This is a genomic window from Aeromonas sp. S2(2024), from assembly GCF_041402505.1.
Classification (GTDB): domain Bacteria; phylum Pseudomonadota; class Gammaproteobacteria; order Enterobacterales; family Aeromonadaceae; genus Aeromonas; species Aeromonas media.
The window spans coordinates 34,755-49,483 of sequence record NZ_JBGLRL010000014.1 but is presented as its reverse complement, the minus strand read 5'-3'; the positions used below and the strand labels follow the sequence as shown (position 1 = coordinate 49,483).

Genomic DNA, 14,729 nt, shown 5'->3' with positions numbered 1-14,729 from the left:
CGTTTTTATGCCGCTGCACCGCTCCCCTCCTCAGGCATCCAGCGCAAAGCGGCTGATGGCCGTGGTCAGTCGGTTCGTCTCCCGGGTCAGTCTGGCGGCGATCAGCTCGCCCTGTTGACTGTGCTCGCTGGACTGGTGGCTGAGCCCGGCGATCTCCTCCACGGTGCCCGCCACCTCCTGCGCCACTCTCGACTGCTGCTCGGTCGCGGTGGCGATGGCGGCGAGCTGGCCGCAGAGATCCTGCACCAGCGCCGACATGGCCGCCAGGGTCTCGGTGGCCGAGGCCACGGCGCCCCTGCCCTGCTCCACCAGCAGGGTGCCGCTGCCCACGGTATCGGCCGTCTGCCGGGTCTGTTGCTGGATGCTGGCGATGGTCTGGTTGATCTCCGCCGTCGACTGGCTGGTGCGGCTGGCCAGCTGGCGCACCTCGTCCGCTACCACGGCAAATCCCCTGCCCTGCTCCCCGGCCCGCGCCGCCTCGATGGCGGCATTGAGCGCTAGCAGATTGGTCTGCTCGGCGATGGTGGCGATCACCTCGGTGACGCGACCCACCTGCTCGCTCTGGCTGCTGAGCAGCGTCATCGCCTGATTGGCCTGGGTGATCATGGCGGCAATCTGCGCCATGGTGGTACTCATGCGGGCGAGAGCCTGTTCCCCCTGTTTGGCCTGTCGCTCGGTCTGACGCGCCGCCCCGGCCGCATCGGCGATGTTCCCCGCCACGTCCCGGGTGCTAGCCGACATCTGCTCTATGGCGGCCGCAACCGTATCCAGCCGCTGATTCTGGCTGGCCAGATCGTCCACTATGGCATTGGTGGTCTGGCCCACCTCGCGACCGGCCCCCTCCACCTGCGCCACCGCCCCCTGGATCTCCCCCACCAGCTGGCGTAACTGGCTCGACATCCGGTTGATAGAGCCGGTCAGCCCGCCCAGCTCATCCTGGCGCAGCACCGGCAACGGCTCCCTCGGCAGGCGGCCATCGGCGACCTGCCCGGCACGGCTCACCAGGCTGGCGATGTCGCGGGTTAGGCGACGACTGAACAGCAGCGCCACCAGGGTGCCGAGCAGGATGACGCTGGTGGTCGCCAGCAGCAGGGTGCGGTGGATGGTCTGACTGGCGCCGGCCATCTTGCCCGCTATCTTCTCCACTTCACCCCGGGTCTGGGTCACCTGGCTCGCCAGCTGGTCGGCGAGCCGGGTCAACGCAGGTTCTATGTCGGTGGCCATCAGGTGGTTGGCCTGATCCCAGTCCGGCGCCTGTCGTCTGGCGATCACCTGCCCGACCAGCTCGGCAAAGGGAGCCGACATCTCCTCAAAGAGCGTCCACAGACCCTTCTGCGCCTCGGTGAGGTTGGCCTGTTGCTGTTTCAGCTCGGCCACCCGCTGCAGGTGGAACTGGTAGTAGTCCTGGTACTTGTCCAGGTACTCCTTGTCCCCGGAGATGAGGAAGTCCCGCAGAGTTGAGAGGGCATTGGCCAACCCGTTGTAGGCATCCCCCACCTGCTTGAGCAGCAGGCGGCGATCGCCAGGCAGTGCCTCCTGGGGGGTCGCGACCTCTTCGTTGGCAATGGATTGCAGCTGATCGAGGGCCGCCTCCGCCAGGGGGCCGGCCTCCAGCAGCATCAGGGTGTGGGCCGGCAGATTCTCCTCGGTATGGGCCAGGGCCCACACCTTCTCCTGCCCCCCCTTGAAGGTCTTGAGGGACCGGGTCAGAGCGGGTGTGAACCCCTGCTGCTCGATGGCCTGCCAGGCCTGCTCCCACTCCTGCTTGATGCGCGCACCTTGCGCGGGATCCTTGCCGAGGATGAGGTAGGCCCGCAGGGAGGAGACGGTGGCGATCAGGGCTTTCTGGCTCGCCTCGTCCCGTTGCAGGGCGGGCAGGGCCTGGGCCAGCAGGGTCTCCTGGGACGCTTCAATCCGGCCGAGCTGATGGTAGACAAGGGCGGAGGAGAGAATGATGAGCAGATTGATAAAACAGAAGCTCAACAACAGCTTGCTTGATATTTTCATGACCATCCTTGTGTCGCAGCGGGCATCCTGCCCTTGATTAGCGCCCGATCAATGCGGGCGATCGTTCGCGCCAGGTGTCATGCCAGACGAGCAACTCCTCGCGTGGCATGGGGCGTGCGGAGAAGAATCCCTGGCACTGATCGCACCCCAACCTGGCCAGCAGCCGCCAGGTGGCCTCATCCTCGACCCCCTCTGCCACCGATTTTAACCCCAACTTGCGCGCCAGTTCGATACTGGATTCGATGATGGCGAGGCGGGAGGGATCCTCATAGCAGCGATCGACGAAGGATCTGTCCAGCTTCAGCTCGGTGAACGGGAGCAGGGCGAGCTGCTGCATGGAGGAGTAGCCGGTCCCGAAGTCGTCGATGGAGAGGCCGAAGCCGTGCATCCGCAAGCGGGTCAGCACCTCCAGCGACTTGCCGAGATCCTTGACGAAGGCACTTTCTGTCACTTCCAGTGTGATGAGCTCGGGGTTGATGCTCCAGCGCTGGCAGTGATTGAGCAGGGTATTGCACAGATCCCCCTCGATCAGCGAGGTGGTGGAGAGGTTCATCGACAGGTTGAGGGAGAGTCCTGTCTTCTCCCACAGATGGCCGTCGCGCAGGGACTTGCCGATGATGACCTCGGTCAGCGGATCCATGAGCCCGTTGTGCTCCGCCAGCGGGATGAAGCGGGCCGGCGAGATGAGCCCATATTCGGGATGCTGCCAGCGGGCAAGCGCCTCCATGCCGACCCACTGACCATTTTCAAAGCTCACCTTGGGCTGATACCAGGGCAGCAACTGATCCTGTTCCAGGGCCCGACACAGTTCATCCAGGCTCAGGTTGTGACCGTCCTCCTCCTGGCTGCGCACCTGCTGGGGCTGCCAGGCACCGATCAACTGCGCGATCTGCTGATGGCTCGCAGGTTTGTCGATACGCCCCAGCACCTGCAGGCCGTAGGCACGGCTCATGCGCAGTACGGCGTCGACCACATCGTCCTCCAGTGCGCTGCACAGCACTATGCCGCCGCGAAAACCGCCCAAAGAGAGGCGACGCAGCAGGGCCATGCCATCCATGCCGGGCATCCGCAGATCGCAAAAAAGGATGTCGACCTGGTGGTGCTGGCACTGGGCCAATGCCTCCTCCCCGTCCTGAGCCTCCAGCAGGTTAGCGTAGCCAAGTCCGCGGATCTGATGCATCAGGGCCTTGCGCTGGAAGTTGTGATCCTCCACCACCATGATCACCCACTCATGCCGTGCACTATTCATCGAGCCATAACCCCGTTTCACCTCTGATAGAGTCCATCAATGCCTGTACCGTCTGGCTCAGCTCGCCGAGCCTGTCCAGCTGCTTCAACCTGGCCGCCGCCTCCAGTCGGGCAGCCTCCTCCGCCAATGCCTGCTGTCCGACCATGCGAGCGGCCCCCTTGATGCGATGCGCCGTCTCCACCAGCGCCTGGGTATCCTGTCGGGCCAAAGCCAGCATCATGTCCTCACCATCTTGCCGATTGGCCTCCAGATATTCGCTGGCCATGCTGCGAGCCACCGCCTCCTCCCCAAACAGGGTCAACCAGCTGATGCCCGACGCCTGGGCCCTGGCTTGTCGGGGAGCCACTGACTCATGCTGCAGCGCCAGAGCCGGCAACCAGCGAGCCAGGGTCTGACGCAAGGTCTCCAGGCTGTAGGGCTTGAACAACATGTCGTTCATGCCCGCCTCCCGCATCTGCTGACCGGCCTCCTCCGAGGTGTCAGCGGTGACGCCTATGATGGGCGCCTCGTCACCGGCCGCCCGCAGGGTGCGCGTCAGGGTATAACCATCCATCACCGGCATGTGGCAGTCGGTCAGCAACAGGGTAAATCCCTGCCCCTGCCAGGCGCGAAGCGCCTGTTCCCCATCATCCACCACCTCGGACTCGAGCCCCAGGATGGCGAGCTGACGGGTCAGCAGCGCACGGTTGACGGGATGATCGTCCGCCACCAGCACCCTGCCCTTGAGCTTATCCCGCTGTATCTGTATCGGCCGACTGGATCGCTCGCTCGACAGTTGGCGACAGGTCTCCAGCAGCAGGTCGGGATAGATGGGCGACTGGCCGAGCCGCCACCAGGCGTCGCTGCCCATGCGGCCGCGCAGTGCTTCGTGGGGGGAGAGTACTATGCCCTTGAGCGAAGACTGCTGCAAATACTGCAACCAGCCACCACCGAAAATCTGCTCCATATGACCCTCTTGAGCCAGCAGGTAGCCATCCAGAGGCTGGTGCCACTGGTCGGCGGTCAGTCGGTGGAGTCTGGCGCCGAGTTGTTCCATCACCGACTGCACCACCTCATCCTCACCGCACCACCACCACACCTGGCCGGCCAGCGGCGGCGCATCCCACTGACACTCGGACAGGGGCATCGCGAAAGTCACCGTGGTGCCCACCCCCGCCTCGCTCGCCAGCATCAGGCTCCCACCCATCTTCTGGGTCAGCTGATGGCAGATGGCGAGCCCAAGCCCGGTGCCGCCAAAGCGCCGGTTGATGTCGGACTCCACCTGCTTGAACGGGATGAACAGGTTGTCCTGCTTCTCCCGGGCGATGCCTATTCCCGTATCCCGAACCTGCAAGCTCAATCGATGGTCGTGGTAGCTCACCCGGATGGCAATCTCCCCCGCCTCGGTAAACTTCACCGCATTGCTCAGCAGATTGGAGACAACCTGGCCCACCCGCACCGCATCCATGCTCGCCTGATCCGGCACCTCCCGCCCCCACGTCAGCGCCACATTGAGCCCCTTGCCATAGGCCAGGGCGGCATGCCCCCGGATGACGTCACAGATGACCGAGGTCAGTCGGCAAGGATGGGGGTGCAATTGCAACTGCCCCGCCTCCATCTTGGAAAAGTCCAGGATGTCGTTCACCAGATAGAGCAGGTGATTGGTGGAGGTCGAGATGTTGCGCAGCATGTAGCGCTGATCGTCATCGAGATGGCTCATCTGCAACAGCTCCAGCATGCCGTGCATGCCGGAGATGGGGGTGCGCAACTCGTGACTCATGGTGGCGAGGAACCGGCTGCGCACCCGGGTCGCCTCCTCCGCTACCCGCCTCGCCTGGCGCAGCTCAAGCTCCTGGCGTTTCAGGTTCGTGATGTCCTGCACCACCCCGTTCAGGATGACGCCCTCGAGCCCCTCCTGCCGCACGAAGTGACCCCGGATCTGCAGGTAACCCGATTGCCCCTGGCGCTGGATCTCCACCTCGAGATCCAGCGGTTTCATGGCCCTGGCATGCTCCTCGACGGTGTCAACGAAGTCCTGATGGGCCTGCCCCGCCAACCCGAGAATCGTGGCTCCGGTGCTTGCCGTCTGCACCGGTTCATCTTCATAGCCCACTATCTCTCTGAGACCCTGGGAGGTGTAGAGGAAGTGCCCATTGCCCGGCCCCAGCCAATGGTACTGGTAAACCAGGCCCGGCATGCTGTCGGTGATCTGGGTGAGCCGGGTCTGGGCATCCTGGGCCGCGAACCGCGCCTGTTCCAGCTCGGTCACATCGGTCAGCACGGTCAGGATCCCGAGTCGCTTGCCGCCGGGGCCGACGAACAGGCGCTTGGTGTAGATCATCTGATGTTCGACACCGTTGGCGAGCTGGATCTCGCCGCGGCCATGGAGTTCCTCGCCACTCTCCCAGACCCTGGCATCCTCCTCGATCACCCTGGCCCGGATGGCCTCCGGCAGCCTGTCCTGAAGCAGTCGCTCATACGAGCCGTTCAGGTTCTCGCCCCCCAGGAACATCTGCCGATACGCCAGATTGGTCATCGCAATTTCATAGCGCTCATTGGTCAGCACCACCTGATTGGGCAGGGCATCGAGCATCATCTGGACAAACATCAATTGCTCTTCGAGCCGCCGCTCCGCCTCCCGCCGCTGGCTGATCTGGCGGCGCAGGGTCCGGTTCCAGCCCACGAACAGCAGCAGAAAGAGCACGAAGATGCCCCCGCCCAGGGTGGACCAGAGCAGCACCTTGTCGGGATCCAGCCCCGTCTGTATGGTCAGGGAGAGCCACTTCTTCTCCAGGGCGGTCAGCTCCGCCGGCGAAATGGAGAGCAACACCTTGGTCAGGATCTGCTGCAACATGGGATCCTGCAGATGGGTTGCCATGGCGATGGGAACCCGCAGTTCGTTGCCGGAGAAGACCACCTGATAACGGTCGCTGAATCCCTTCTTCAACGACTCTTCCAGGGTGGTCATGCTCATCAGCACGTAGTCGACCTGCTGCCGATCCAGCTGGGGCAGCAACTCGGGATCGCTCGCGACCGCCACGGGCTCGGCCCCCACCTCGGTCAGCAGCGTTTTTTCCACCGAGCCCCCCACCATGCCCACCCGGTGTCCCTTCAACGCCCTGGGGTTGGTCAGCTCGGCCATGCCTCGCCTCGCCACTATCACCCGGTTGAGAGAGGCATAGTTCGGCGTGAAACGGGCAAACTGCTGTCGTTCGGCGGTCGGTGTCATGGCCGGGATGACATCCAGCTTGCGAGCCTGAAACAGATCCAGGGTCTGGGCCCAGCTTCGGGTCTGTACCAGGGTGAACTGCAGACCGGCACGCTGGTTCATCATCGCCAGCAGATCGGCAATGAGCCCCTTGAGCCTGCCCCGGTCGTCTATCTCGCTCATGCCGGGCCAGTCCGGGGCGACCCCGTACCTGATCACCGGATGCGCTTGCAGCCACGCCTGCTCCTGCGCGTTGAAGATAATCTCCCTGTTCCCTTTCACCAGGGCATAGTCGACGATGCCGCCAGCCTCCAGGATGCCGCGACGCTCCAGCGGGGAGATGTCCTCAAGGGCCCGGTCCAGCAGCCCCTGCAGTACCTCTCCCCCAGGGGCGACCGCCATGGCGAGCGAGGTATCCCTCATCCAGTCCACCGTGGTCAACGTCATGCCCGCCATGGCTTGCAGGCGGCTCAGCATGGGCAACTCGGCCAGATAGGCGTCCGCCTGCCCCTCCTTGAGCATGAAGATCGCTTCATCCCGGCTGTCCACCGTCACCAGGTTCGAGATGCCGAGTCGCAGCAACTCATCGCAAGCGCTGACACCGAAGACGCAGACCCAACGCACCCCATAGGCCTCCTCCAGGGAGAGACTGTCCCGTCCTCCGGTCAACAGGACGGCACGCGGCAGCGCCATCAACGCGGAGGTAAACAGCATCTGCAGCTTGCGTGTCGGGCTCGGTGCCACGCCGATCACCATGTCGACCTTGCCATCCAGCAATGCCTGCTGGACCCCTGCATTGTTGGCATAGGCCTGGTAGCGCAGCTTGAGCCCCAGCCTGCTTGCTATCTGCGAGGCAAATTCATCCAGAGGGCCGGTGAAGTTGCCCCGGCCATCGGTATAGACATAGGGAGGCCAGGCCGTCGCCGGCATGCCGACCACCAGCTCGTCATGGACGGCGAGCCACTGCTGTTCGGCTGGCGTGAAGGTGCTTCTGTCCAGTTGCGTCGAGGCCGCCATCACCACCAGGCTACAGCAGGTCAACCAGCACAACAGGATGAGACGGTAAAACATTGTTAGTTCCTAATAAAGCGAGGGCGATAGCAGGCCAGAATCTCAGGGCAAGGTGAGAACACTGCGAGTAAAAATAAAGCCAGGCTCTCACCTTGCTTGAAAATGTCGCGTTTTCGCGCAGGTCAGGGGTCCTTCCCTGAGCATTGTTACAATACCACCAGGCAGCAGTACCGCATGAGTGGTTTCTTGATATCAAAAATCCAGGAGAGTGCCATATTCAGTGACAGGGATGGGCACAGCAATACGTTCCCTGACCCAACATAAATCCATTGCTGACAGCGAAGGCGAAATGCTCTTTATGTTCAAGACCATGCACTATGGTTTGCTCACCGCCCCATGCATTGAGTATGCGTCTTAGCTCAGTAGCATCGCCCCTGCTAAATGCAGCTTCAAAAAAATTGCTGTCTATCTTTACCCCATCAATATATGGGTGAAAGGATTTTGACATCTGCAATGAAGGCCATTCATCATCAGCAATCATCCAGAATCGCACGCCTAATGACTTGAGTTTTATAATATTATCCAGCGCAATGTCGGACGACTCGCTCATGATCGTCTGCATCTTCACGCCGACATTGACTCTGAATTGAAAAACAAATGGAATAAAGTCTTTCCATGCCGATCTGGTATCCAGCAAACTAGCCGCCGCATCAATAAACAACCCTCGATAGGACAACGCATCCTGCCGATTCAATTTTTGAAAAAACTCCAGTTGTCTCATAAAAGACATTCTTTCATCGCTATGATTGTTGAGCACACTCCCATTGTTTTTTAGGATGCGTTGCTTGATTTCAAAAGAAAAGACATCGCCGCTATTGAAATTAACTATCGGTGTTAATGTATGCCTAACAGAGCCAGGGCATTGACTGATTGCCATAGTCATCAAATTCCTCCATCTCAAACCTTGCAAGACGTGGATAAAACATGCCTCAACTTGACCAAGGTAACTATATACCGGCAATCAAGGTCCGTTTTTATCACTATGCTCCTGATCCCAGAAAGGGGCGCCTGCACCGTATCTTCACATGCGGTTAGTTCACGCCTGAGATGGATTGGCAATGTGTCTCGGAAAATCAGGTAGCCACGGTTTCTTGTCAAAGATATGAGCTAATTCATTTCTCTGTTTCCATATTTATGATGCGGTGGTACAACCGCCGGCACATTCACTGGATAAACATCACGTGACTTCTCAAGTCGATGACAATGTTTTTCTGTATTCTTCAAGTACAACGCCTTTCTCCGACCTTGAGTGCCCTCGAACCATGCAAAGGGATGCTCATCATTCGAGCAAACCACTGTACGGAAACTGAACGAATGACCAGATGGCGACCCTGAATAGAAAAGATGCATTATGATCCACATAATTCACACCAATTTAAATGACAAAGAAATCAAAACAACAAAAAATCTAAAATGTCGATAAAAAACAAATACATAAATGAAAATCAAACAAAAAAAAGCCCCGAGCGAGACGAATTTATAATCTGAAAACCAAGTATTGAAAGTATAAAAAACCTTTTGTTAAAGAGTTACCCGCATTACGAAACATAAATACAACAGTGAGCGCACTCGATACTTGTCGGTGTCACATGGTTTGAAGAGGTCATTCTGGAAACCATCATCTGCGATCGGAATGAATTTCATAGCGAGGTATATCTCACCGAAAGATTTATCTTCCTCTGAGATTGCTTTATACCGATTTGGGCCGTGCTGCTAATGATGACGACTTCTATCAGAAAAGAAAAATGGCAGGCCCGGGCCTGCCATCCACAAGTCGGGGGCCGAAGCCCCTCGCCTCAGGTTATTCGATTCCCGAGTCGGAAACCGGTTTGAAACTCCCGCTCACGGACATGAGCGACCTGCACATTGTGCCCTTCCAGCCCGATGTCTTTGAGCAGGGCAGGAGAGAGATGCAGATAGCTGACGCGACGTTCCAGCCGAGTGATCCGTTTTTGAACCAGGGTTTCGACGTGGCGCAGCAGGGCGAGTTCGATAGACATAATATTCTCCAGTTGAACGTGCGGTTCTCCCGGAGAGAGGACATCACCCTGCGGGACAACCGCGGGTGATGAAAAGGCAGGTGTTACCTGTTCCCTCCACGCGGTAAATAAAGAGCACGAGTCTTCGCGCTGCCATTGCAGCGATCGAACGCAACGTTGAACATGGAATGTTGCATGATCGTCTCCTTACCGTGTGAAAGTTGAACAAGTTGCCACAGTCTAAAAAAACACCGAATTTTACGCAATATCACCCCCACCCATATGGGTGGAATGCGGCCACAGCCGGCCCCGGTCAAATCCCGGACAACAGCCTGAACTCCTCCAGCGCATAGGTATCCGTCATGCCGCTGACGTAGTCGAGCAAGAGCCGCACCCTGTAGTACCACTCCTGCTCGCTACCCTTGTCGAAGCGCGGATCCCGGCTGGCCACCGCCAGCCGGTATGCCTTGAGATGGCGGGCCGACAAGCGGTGGAACAGCCGCCGGGCAAAGAACAGCTCACTCCCGCCGTTGCCGGCCAGCAACCGCTCGAACTGCGCGGCCGGCAGTGCCAGCAGGCAGGAATAAGTGGAAAGCACCCCGCGCAGGGCGGCATGGCCTTCCAGCTCCAGCGCCTCCACCTCGGGGCGCATGAATACCTGCTCGCGGGCCACACGTTTGAGAGTATCCAGCACTCTGGCAGCCGGTGCCTGACCGTGCAAGAGCGCCCTGGGGTAGGCGCCGCTCAGGATGGCCTCGTGGTCGCTCACATAGGTTTGGGCCGCGAGCGCCACCAGATCCCGGGTCAGATGCTGACGGAAATGGGGGAAGAAGCCCCTGCCGGATGCCAGCGCCTCCTCGAGCAGGCTGGCCATGTAGTCCCCCTCATCGGCACCGCGCAGCGCCACCAGCAGCTCGCCCTGGGTGAGGATGCGCCTGTCCACCGCGTCTTCCAGATCGGCGATGCAGTAGGAGATGTCGTCCGCCGCCTCCATGATGTAGACCAGCGGATGCCGGCATCCCGGCGCCAACCCCAGACTCTGGCCGAGGGCGCGATAGAGAGGCTGCTCGCTGAAGAAGATGCCGCGCTTGCTGGTCCAGCCATGGTGCTGGCCATAGCCCTGGGGATGGTGCAACAGGGGCTGCTGCGGGTATTTGCACAGGGCCGCCAACTGGCCCAGGGTAAGGTTCATCTCGTGCAGACTGTGCACCAGCCGCAGGCTCTGGGCATTGCCGTCAAACACCAGCAGGTCCTGGCGAAGCTCGGCCCACTGCGGGCTCGGCAACTGATCATGGGCGCGGGCAAACAGCTCATCCAGCGACTGTGCCAGCCACTGGCTCATCACCTGCTCGCCGAAGTGGCCGAACGGCGGGTTGCCGACGTCGTGCAGCAGGCAGGCCATCTCCACCAGGTTGATGAAGGCGCCTTCGCAGACGGTGCCCGCCGGCAGGGCCGCCAGGATGCGCCTGCTGATCTGGCGGCCCGTCTCCTGCACCTCCAGGGAGTGGGTGAGACGGCTGCGCACCGAGGCCTTCACATCGAGCGGAAAGACCTGGGTCTTCTGCTGCAGGCGGCGCACCGGCGCGGCCTGCACGATGCGAGCGCGATCCTGCTCGGTCGCCTCCAGCAGCTCTTCGCTGCCCCAGGGGTGAATGCGCGCCGGGGTAATCAAACGGCTATACATGGTGCGGCTCCTTGCCAGCGGCGTCCGTCAGGTTCACGACAACAACCAGCGCCGCAAGCGGGCGATATCGCCGGGGTATTCACGGCGCAGCGTCTCAATCCAGTCCTCCACGTTCTCCCACCAGGCGGGGTGATCCGGGCTCTGGATAAGCTGGGCTGTCTGCTGCAGGCGGCGCAGGCCGATGGAGCCCGCAGCCCCTTTTATCTTGTGCGCCTCCTCCACCACGCCGGCCTGATCCCTGGCAATCATGTTGGAATCGAGCACCGCCATGTAGTCCGGCATCATCTTCTCGAACAGATCCACGCTGGAGAGCAGCACCGGCTTGCCGACCGTACTGGCGTAATCGGTGAGGAAGGGCAGATCCAGCAGCGCATCCTGGTTGCCCGCGTCCGCCTGATCAAAGGCCTCGTCGTCGGCGAGATCCGCAAACAGATGACCTATCACCTCCCGCACGGCCTTGGAGCCGAGCGGCTTGTTGATTACATCCTGCATGCCGTGATCCCGGTAGTACTGGCGATCGCCGGTGGCGTTGGCGGTGAGCGCCACCATGGGGGGCAGGCTGTCGCCATAACGCGCCAGCAACTGGGCCGCCACGTCGAAGCCGGTCATGTCCGGCAGCTGGATGTCCAGCAGGATGAGGTCGAAGTCATCCGGGTTGGCCATGGCCAGCGCCTGGGTACCGTCCCGCGCCACCTGCACCTGATGACCCAGCTTGTTGAGCAGGGCGCAGGCGACGGTGACGTTCAGCTCCACGTCCTCCACCAGCAGGATATCCAGGGAGGGCATCTCGGGCTCCTGCGGGGTCGCCTGCGGCTCGACACAGTCCACCTCCAGCTCGGCGGTGAAGCAGGAACCCTCACCCGGGTCACTGTCCACGTAGAGTTGGCCGCCCATGGCCTGCACCAGCTGGCGGGAGACCGCAAGACCGATGCCGGTGCCGGTGGCGTGCTTCTTGCCCTGCACCTGATAGTACATGGCGAAGATCTTCTCCTGCTGGGCGCGCGGAATGCCGACCCCGGTGTCTTCCACCTCGAAGTGCAGCGCCAGCTTGCCCGGTTCATCGGCGGCGTGGGCGAGGCAACGCACCGTCACGCCACCCTCGTCGGTGAATTTGACCGCATTGCCCACCAGGTTCCACAACACCTGGCGCAGCCGGGTGCCGTCCGCCATCACGAACTGCGGCATGTCGCCATCCCGATCGAAGTGCAGATAGAGCCCCTTCTGCTCCGCCTGGATGCGCGACAGCATCTCCAGCTCGTCGAGGAAGGCGGGCAGGTCCATGGGGGCAGGTGCTATCTCGAGGCGGCGGCGATCCAGTTTGTCGAGATCGATGATGTCATTGAAGATGTTGCCGAGCGTCACCGCACTCAGGTGGATGGTCTTGAGCTGCTGCTGCCGCTTGGCATCCAGCGGCGTGTCCATCAGCATGCGGCTCAGGCCGACGATGCCGTTGAGCGGCGTGCGCAGCTCATGGCTGATGGTGGAGATGAAGGTGGTCTTGTCCCGGCTCGCCTTCTCCAGTTTGTCCTGATACTGCTTGCGCTCGGTGATGTCGCGGCCAAAGCCGAGCAGGCCGAGCCGCTTGCCGAAGCGGTCGAAGAAGGGCACCTTGCGCAGCTCGAAGTAGGCCTTGCGGCCATCGGGGTACTCCAGCCACTGCTCGTAAGTGAGGGGCTCGTTGCTGGCGAAGACCTGCTTGTCGGTCTCCACCACCTTGCTGGCGATGTCGTGCTTGTAGACGTCGAACGGGGTCAGCCCGATAAGCTCAGCCTCCACCTTGCCGGTCAGCTCCTCCATGGCGCGGTTGCAGCCGGAGAACTGCTCGTCCTCGTTGCGGTAGTAGACCAGGTCCGGAGAGCAGTCGATGAAGGAGCGCAACAGGGCGGTACGCTCCCCCAGGTGCAACTGGGCCTTCTCCCGCTGGAACACCTCGTTCTCCAGATCCTCTATGGCTTGCTGGCGCAGGGTCTCGGCCCGGTTGGTCTCGGCTATCTGGGCATTGAGGCGGCTGATGTTCTCCTGCAGCTGGCTGTTGAGCTCAAGATCGCGCTCGCGCATGTCCTGCAGCTTGCGCACCATGCGGGTCAGCCGCTGGCGAGAGTCCTCCAGCTGATCTACCACGATGGAGAGGAAATAGACGGCCCAGGGGGTCACCAGCAGGCCGAAGAACACAGAGCGCACCAGGTCGACGATGTCCACGGTGCCGCGCAGAAACAGGGTCACCCCCATCTGGATGGAAACCGCCAGCACTATGATGGCGGTCGCCAGGAACATGCTGAAGCGCACCAGTCCCAGCTTGGTCATCAGGTCGACGTAATATTGCGCCCAGGATTTGATTTGCTTCATCTCGTTGTTTTCTCCCCGTTATTGCGCAAACAGAATACCAGTACGGCGCCCTGAACTCTTGCCCGTTGCACCTTAAATTATTGATTAACGTCACACTCCGACTGGGGTAGCATTCCCGCCTGAGTCAGTCAGCTCCGGTTCAGCCAAGGATCCCGAGCCGCACTGCCACCCTTGTCATCCCTTGTGTCAGGAGCACACCCCATGCGCAATCATGTCCTGTTGAGTCTTGGTCTGCTAGCCGCCAATGCCGCCCACGCCGATCTTGGCGAGATCCCCAGAGAGTCCGGCTGGTCCGGTTTCCTGCTCGGCGGGGTCAACGTCGTCAGCTACGAGTCCAACTTCTACGCCGGCGATGACAACCACAGTCGTATCAACGACCTCGGCTCTCCCGACAGCGAGAGCGGCCTGACGCCGCTCATCAACGCCGACATCCGCTATACCTTTGCCGACACCCGCACCCAGGTGTTCCTCGGCAACCTGATCCAGGATGCGGTGCGCTTCGACTTCACCCAGCAGCTGGGCCTGCGCCAGGAGATGGGCGACAAGGGCATAGTGGCCACCTCCCTGGTGTTCAACGCCATGCCGGTGGAGCTGTGGAGCGATCCCTTCGCCACCGGGGTGGATCGCAGTGCCACCGACGTGAAGTCGAAGGGAGTGCGCTTTGCCTGGGACAAGATCTGGGGCAGCAACTTCTACGGCACCCTCACCACCCGGGAGGTGGATCTGGACGAGGAGCGCAGTGGTCAGCAGTATGACCAGACCCACGGCACCCAGTATGCCGCCATGCTGAATCGCAACGGCAAGGTGCACGACATGGCGCTCTCCTACCAGTTCCACTTCGGCGGCAACCAGTTGCTGGAGCCGGCGATCCTCTACAAGCAGGCCCGCCTGGACGGCAGTGCCGAGAGCTTCGACAACACAGGTCTGCAGCTGACCTATGCCAAGCGGGGCCCGCAATGGTCCATCGTCAGCAACCTCTACGCCGGCAAGCGCAAGTATGACGAGGCGAATCCCCTGTTCGGCCAGCGGGCCGATGCCGACGAGTTCGCCCTCAACGGCACCTTCTTCTGGCACAACCTGTTCGGGGTCAAGGCCCTGGCCGCCACCTTCACCGCCGCTTACTCCGCCGCCGACTCCGACATCGACTTCTACGACACCGAGGCCACCCGCTTCAGCACCGGCCTGCTGTACAACTTCTAAGTCGAG

General features: G+C 61.1%; 8 protein-coding genes. 1 reads left to right on the top strand and 7 read right to left on the bottom strand.

What is annotated here, in order from left to right:
• Positions 1–30 precede the first annotated feature (30 nt).
• The 7 genes from ACB039_RS14530 to arcB all read right to left on the bottom strand — a co-directional run bounded on the left by ACB039_RS14530 (position 31) and on the right by arcB (position 13,523).
• Entirely contained in the window at positions 31–2,007 is a 1,977-nt protein-coding gene (locus tag ACB039_RS14530) for a methyl-accepting chemotaxis protein (RefSeq protein WP_371165930.1), read from the bottom strand.
• A gap of 37 nt (positions 2,008–2,044) precedes the next feature.
• The gene (locus tag ACB039_RS14525) at positions 2,045–3,256 is read right to left on the bottom strand and encodes an EAL domain-containing protein (protein WP_371165929.1); all 1,212 of its coding nucleotides are present in this window, start codon (positions 3,254–3,256) and stop codon (positions 2,045–2,047) included.
• Positions 3,249–7,514, bottom strand: a complete 4,266-nt coding sequence (locus tag ACB039_RS14520) for a transporter substrate-binding domain-containing protein (RefSeq protein WP_371165928.1) — start codon at positions 7,512–7,514, stop codon at positions 3,249–3,251. Before ACB039_RS14520 ends, ACB039_RS14525 begins: the two co-directional genes overlap by 8 nt.
• A gap of 217 nt (positions 7,515–7,731) precedes the next feature.
• Positions 7,732–8,397 carry a hypothetical protein gene (locus tag ACB039_RS14515; protein ID WP_371165927.1) on the bottom strand — a complete coding sequence of 222 codons (666 nt, stop codon included), beginning with the start codon at positions 8,395–8,397 and terminating at the stop codon, positions 7,732–7,734.
• 913 nt (positions 8,398–9,310) lie between these two features.
• Positions 9,311–9,514: a hypothetical protein gene (locus tag ACB039_RS14510; RefSeq protein ID WP_005328210.1), complete on the bottom strand. Its 204-nt coding sequence runs from the start codon at positions 9,512–9,514 to the stop codon at positions 9,311–9,313.
• 292 nt (positions 9,515–9,806) lie between these two features.
• A complete protein-coding gene (gene dgt, locus ACB039_RS14505; RefSeq protein ID WP_371165926.1) occupies positions 9,807–11,177 on the bottom strand; it encodes a dGTPase in 1,371 nt (456 codons plus the stop codon).
• Positions 11,178–11,210: 33 nt separating this feature from the next.
• A complete protein-coding gene (arcB, locus tag ACB039_RS14500; RefSeq protein WP_371165925.1) occupies positions 11,211–13,523 on the bottom strand; it encodes an aerobic respiration two-component sensor histidine kinase ArcB in 2,313 nt (770 codons plus the stop codon).
• Positions 13,524–13,724: 201 nt separating this feature from the next.
• Here arcB and ACB039_RS14495 point away from each other — a divergent pair, with 201 nt between their 5' ends.
• A complete protein-coding gene (locus tag ACB039_RS14495) occupies positions 13,725–14,723 on the top strand; it encodes a DUF2860 family protein (protein ID WP_371165924.1) in 999 nt (332 codons plus the stop codon).
• Positions 14,724–14,729 lie beyond the last annotated feature (6 nt).

Bases quoted from the DNA above. Each gene is read 5' to 3' on its own strand.
- ACB039_RS14530 (WP_371165930.1), bottom strand. From the start codon at position 2,007: ATGAAAATATCAAGCAAGCTGTTGTTGAGCTTCTGTTTTATCAATCTG.
- ACB039_RS14525 (WP_371165929.1), bottom strand. From the start codon at position 3,256: ATGAATAGTGCACGGCATGAGTGGGTGATCATGGTGGTGGAGGATCAC.
- ACB039_RS14520 (WP_371165928.1), bottom strand. From the start codon at position 7,514: ATGTTTTACCGTCTCATCCTGTTGTGCTGGTTGACCTGCTGTAGCCTG.
- ACB039_RS14515 (WP_371165927.1), bottom strand. From the start codon at position 8,397: ATGACTATGGCAATCAGTCAATGCCCTGGCTCTGTTAGGCATACATTA.
- ACB039_RS14510 (WP_005328210.1), bottom strand. From the start codon at position 9,514: ATGTCTATCGAACTCGCCCTGCTGCGCCACGTCGAAACCCTGGTTCAA.
- dgt (WP_371165926.1), bottom strand. From the start codon at position 11,177: ATGTATAGCCGTTTGATTACCCCGGCGCGCATTCACCCCTGGGGCAGC.
- arcB (WP_371165925.1), bottom strand. From the start codon at position 13,523: ATGAAGCAAATCAAATCCTGGGCGCAATATTACGTCGACCTGATGACC.
- ACB039_RS14495 (WP_371165924.1), top strand. From the start codon at position 13,725: ATGCGCAATCATGTCCTGTTGAGTCTTGGTCTGCTAGCCGCCAATGCC.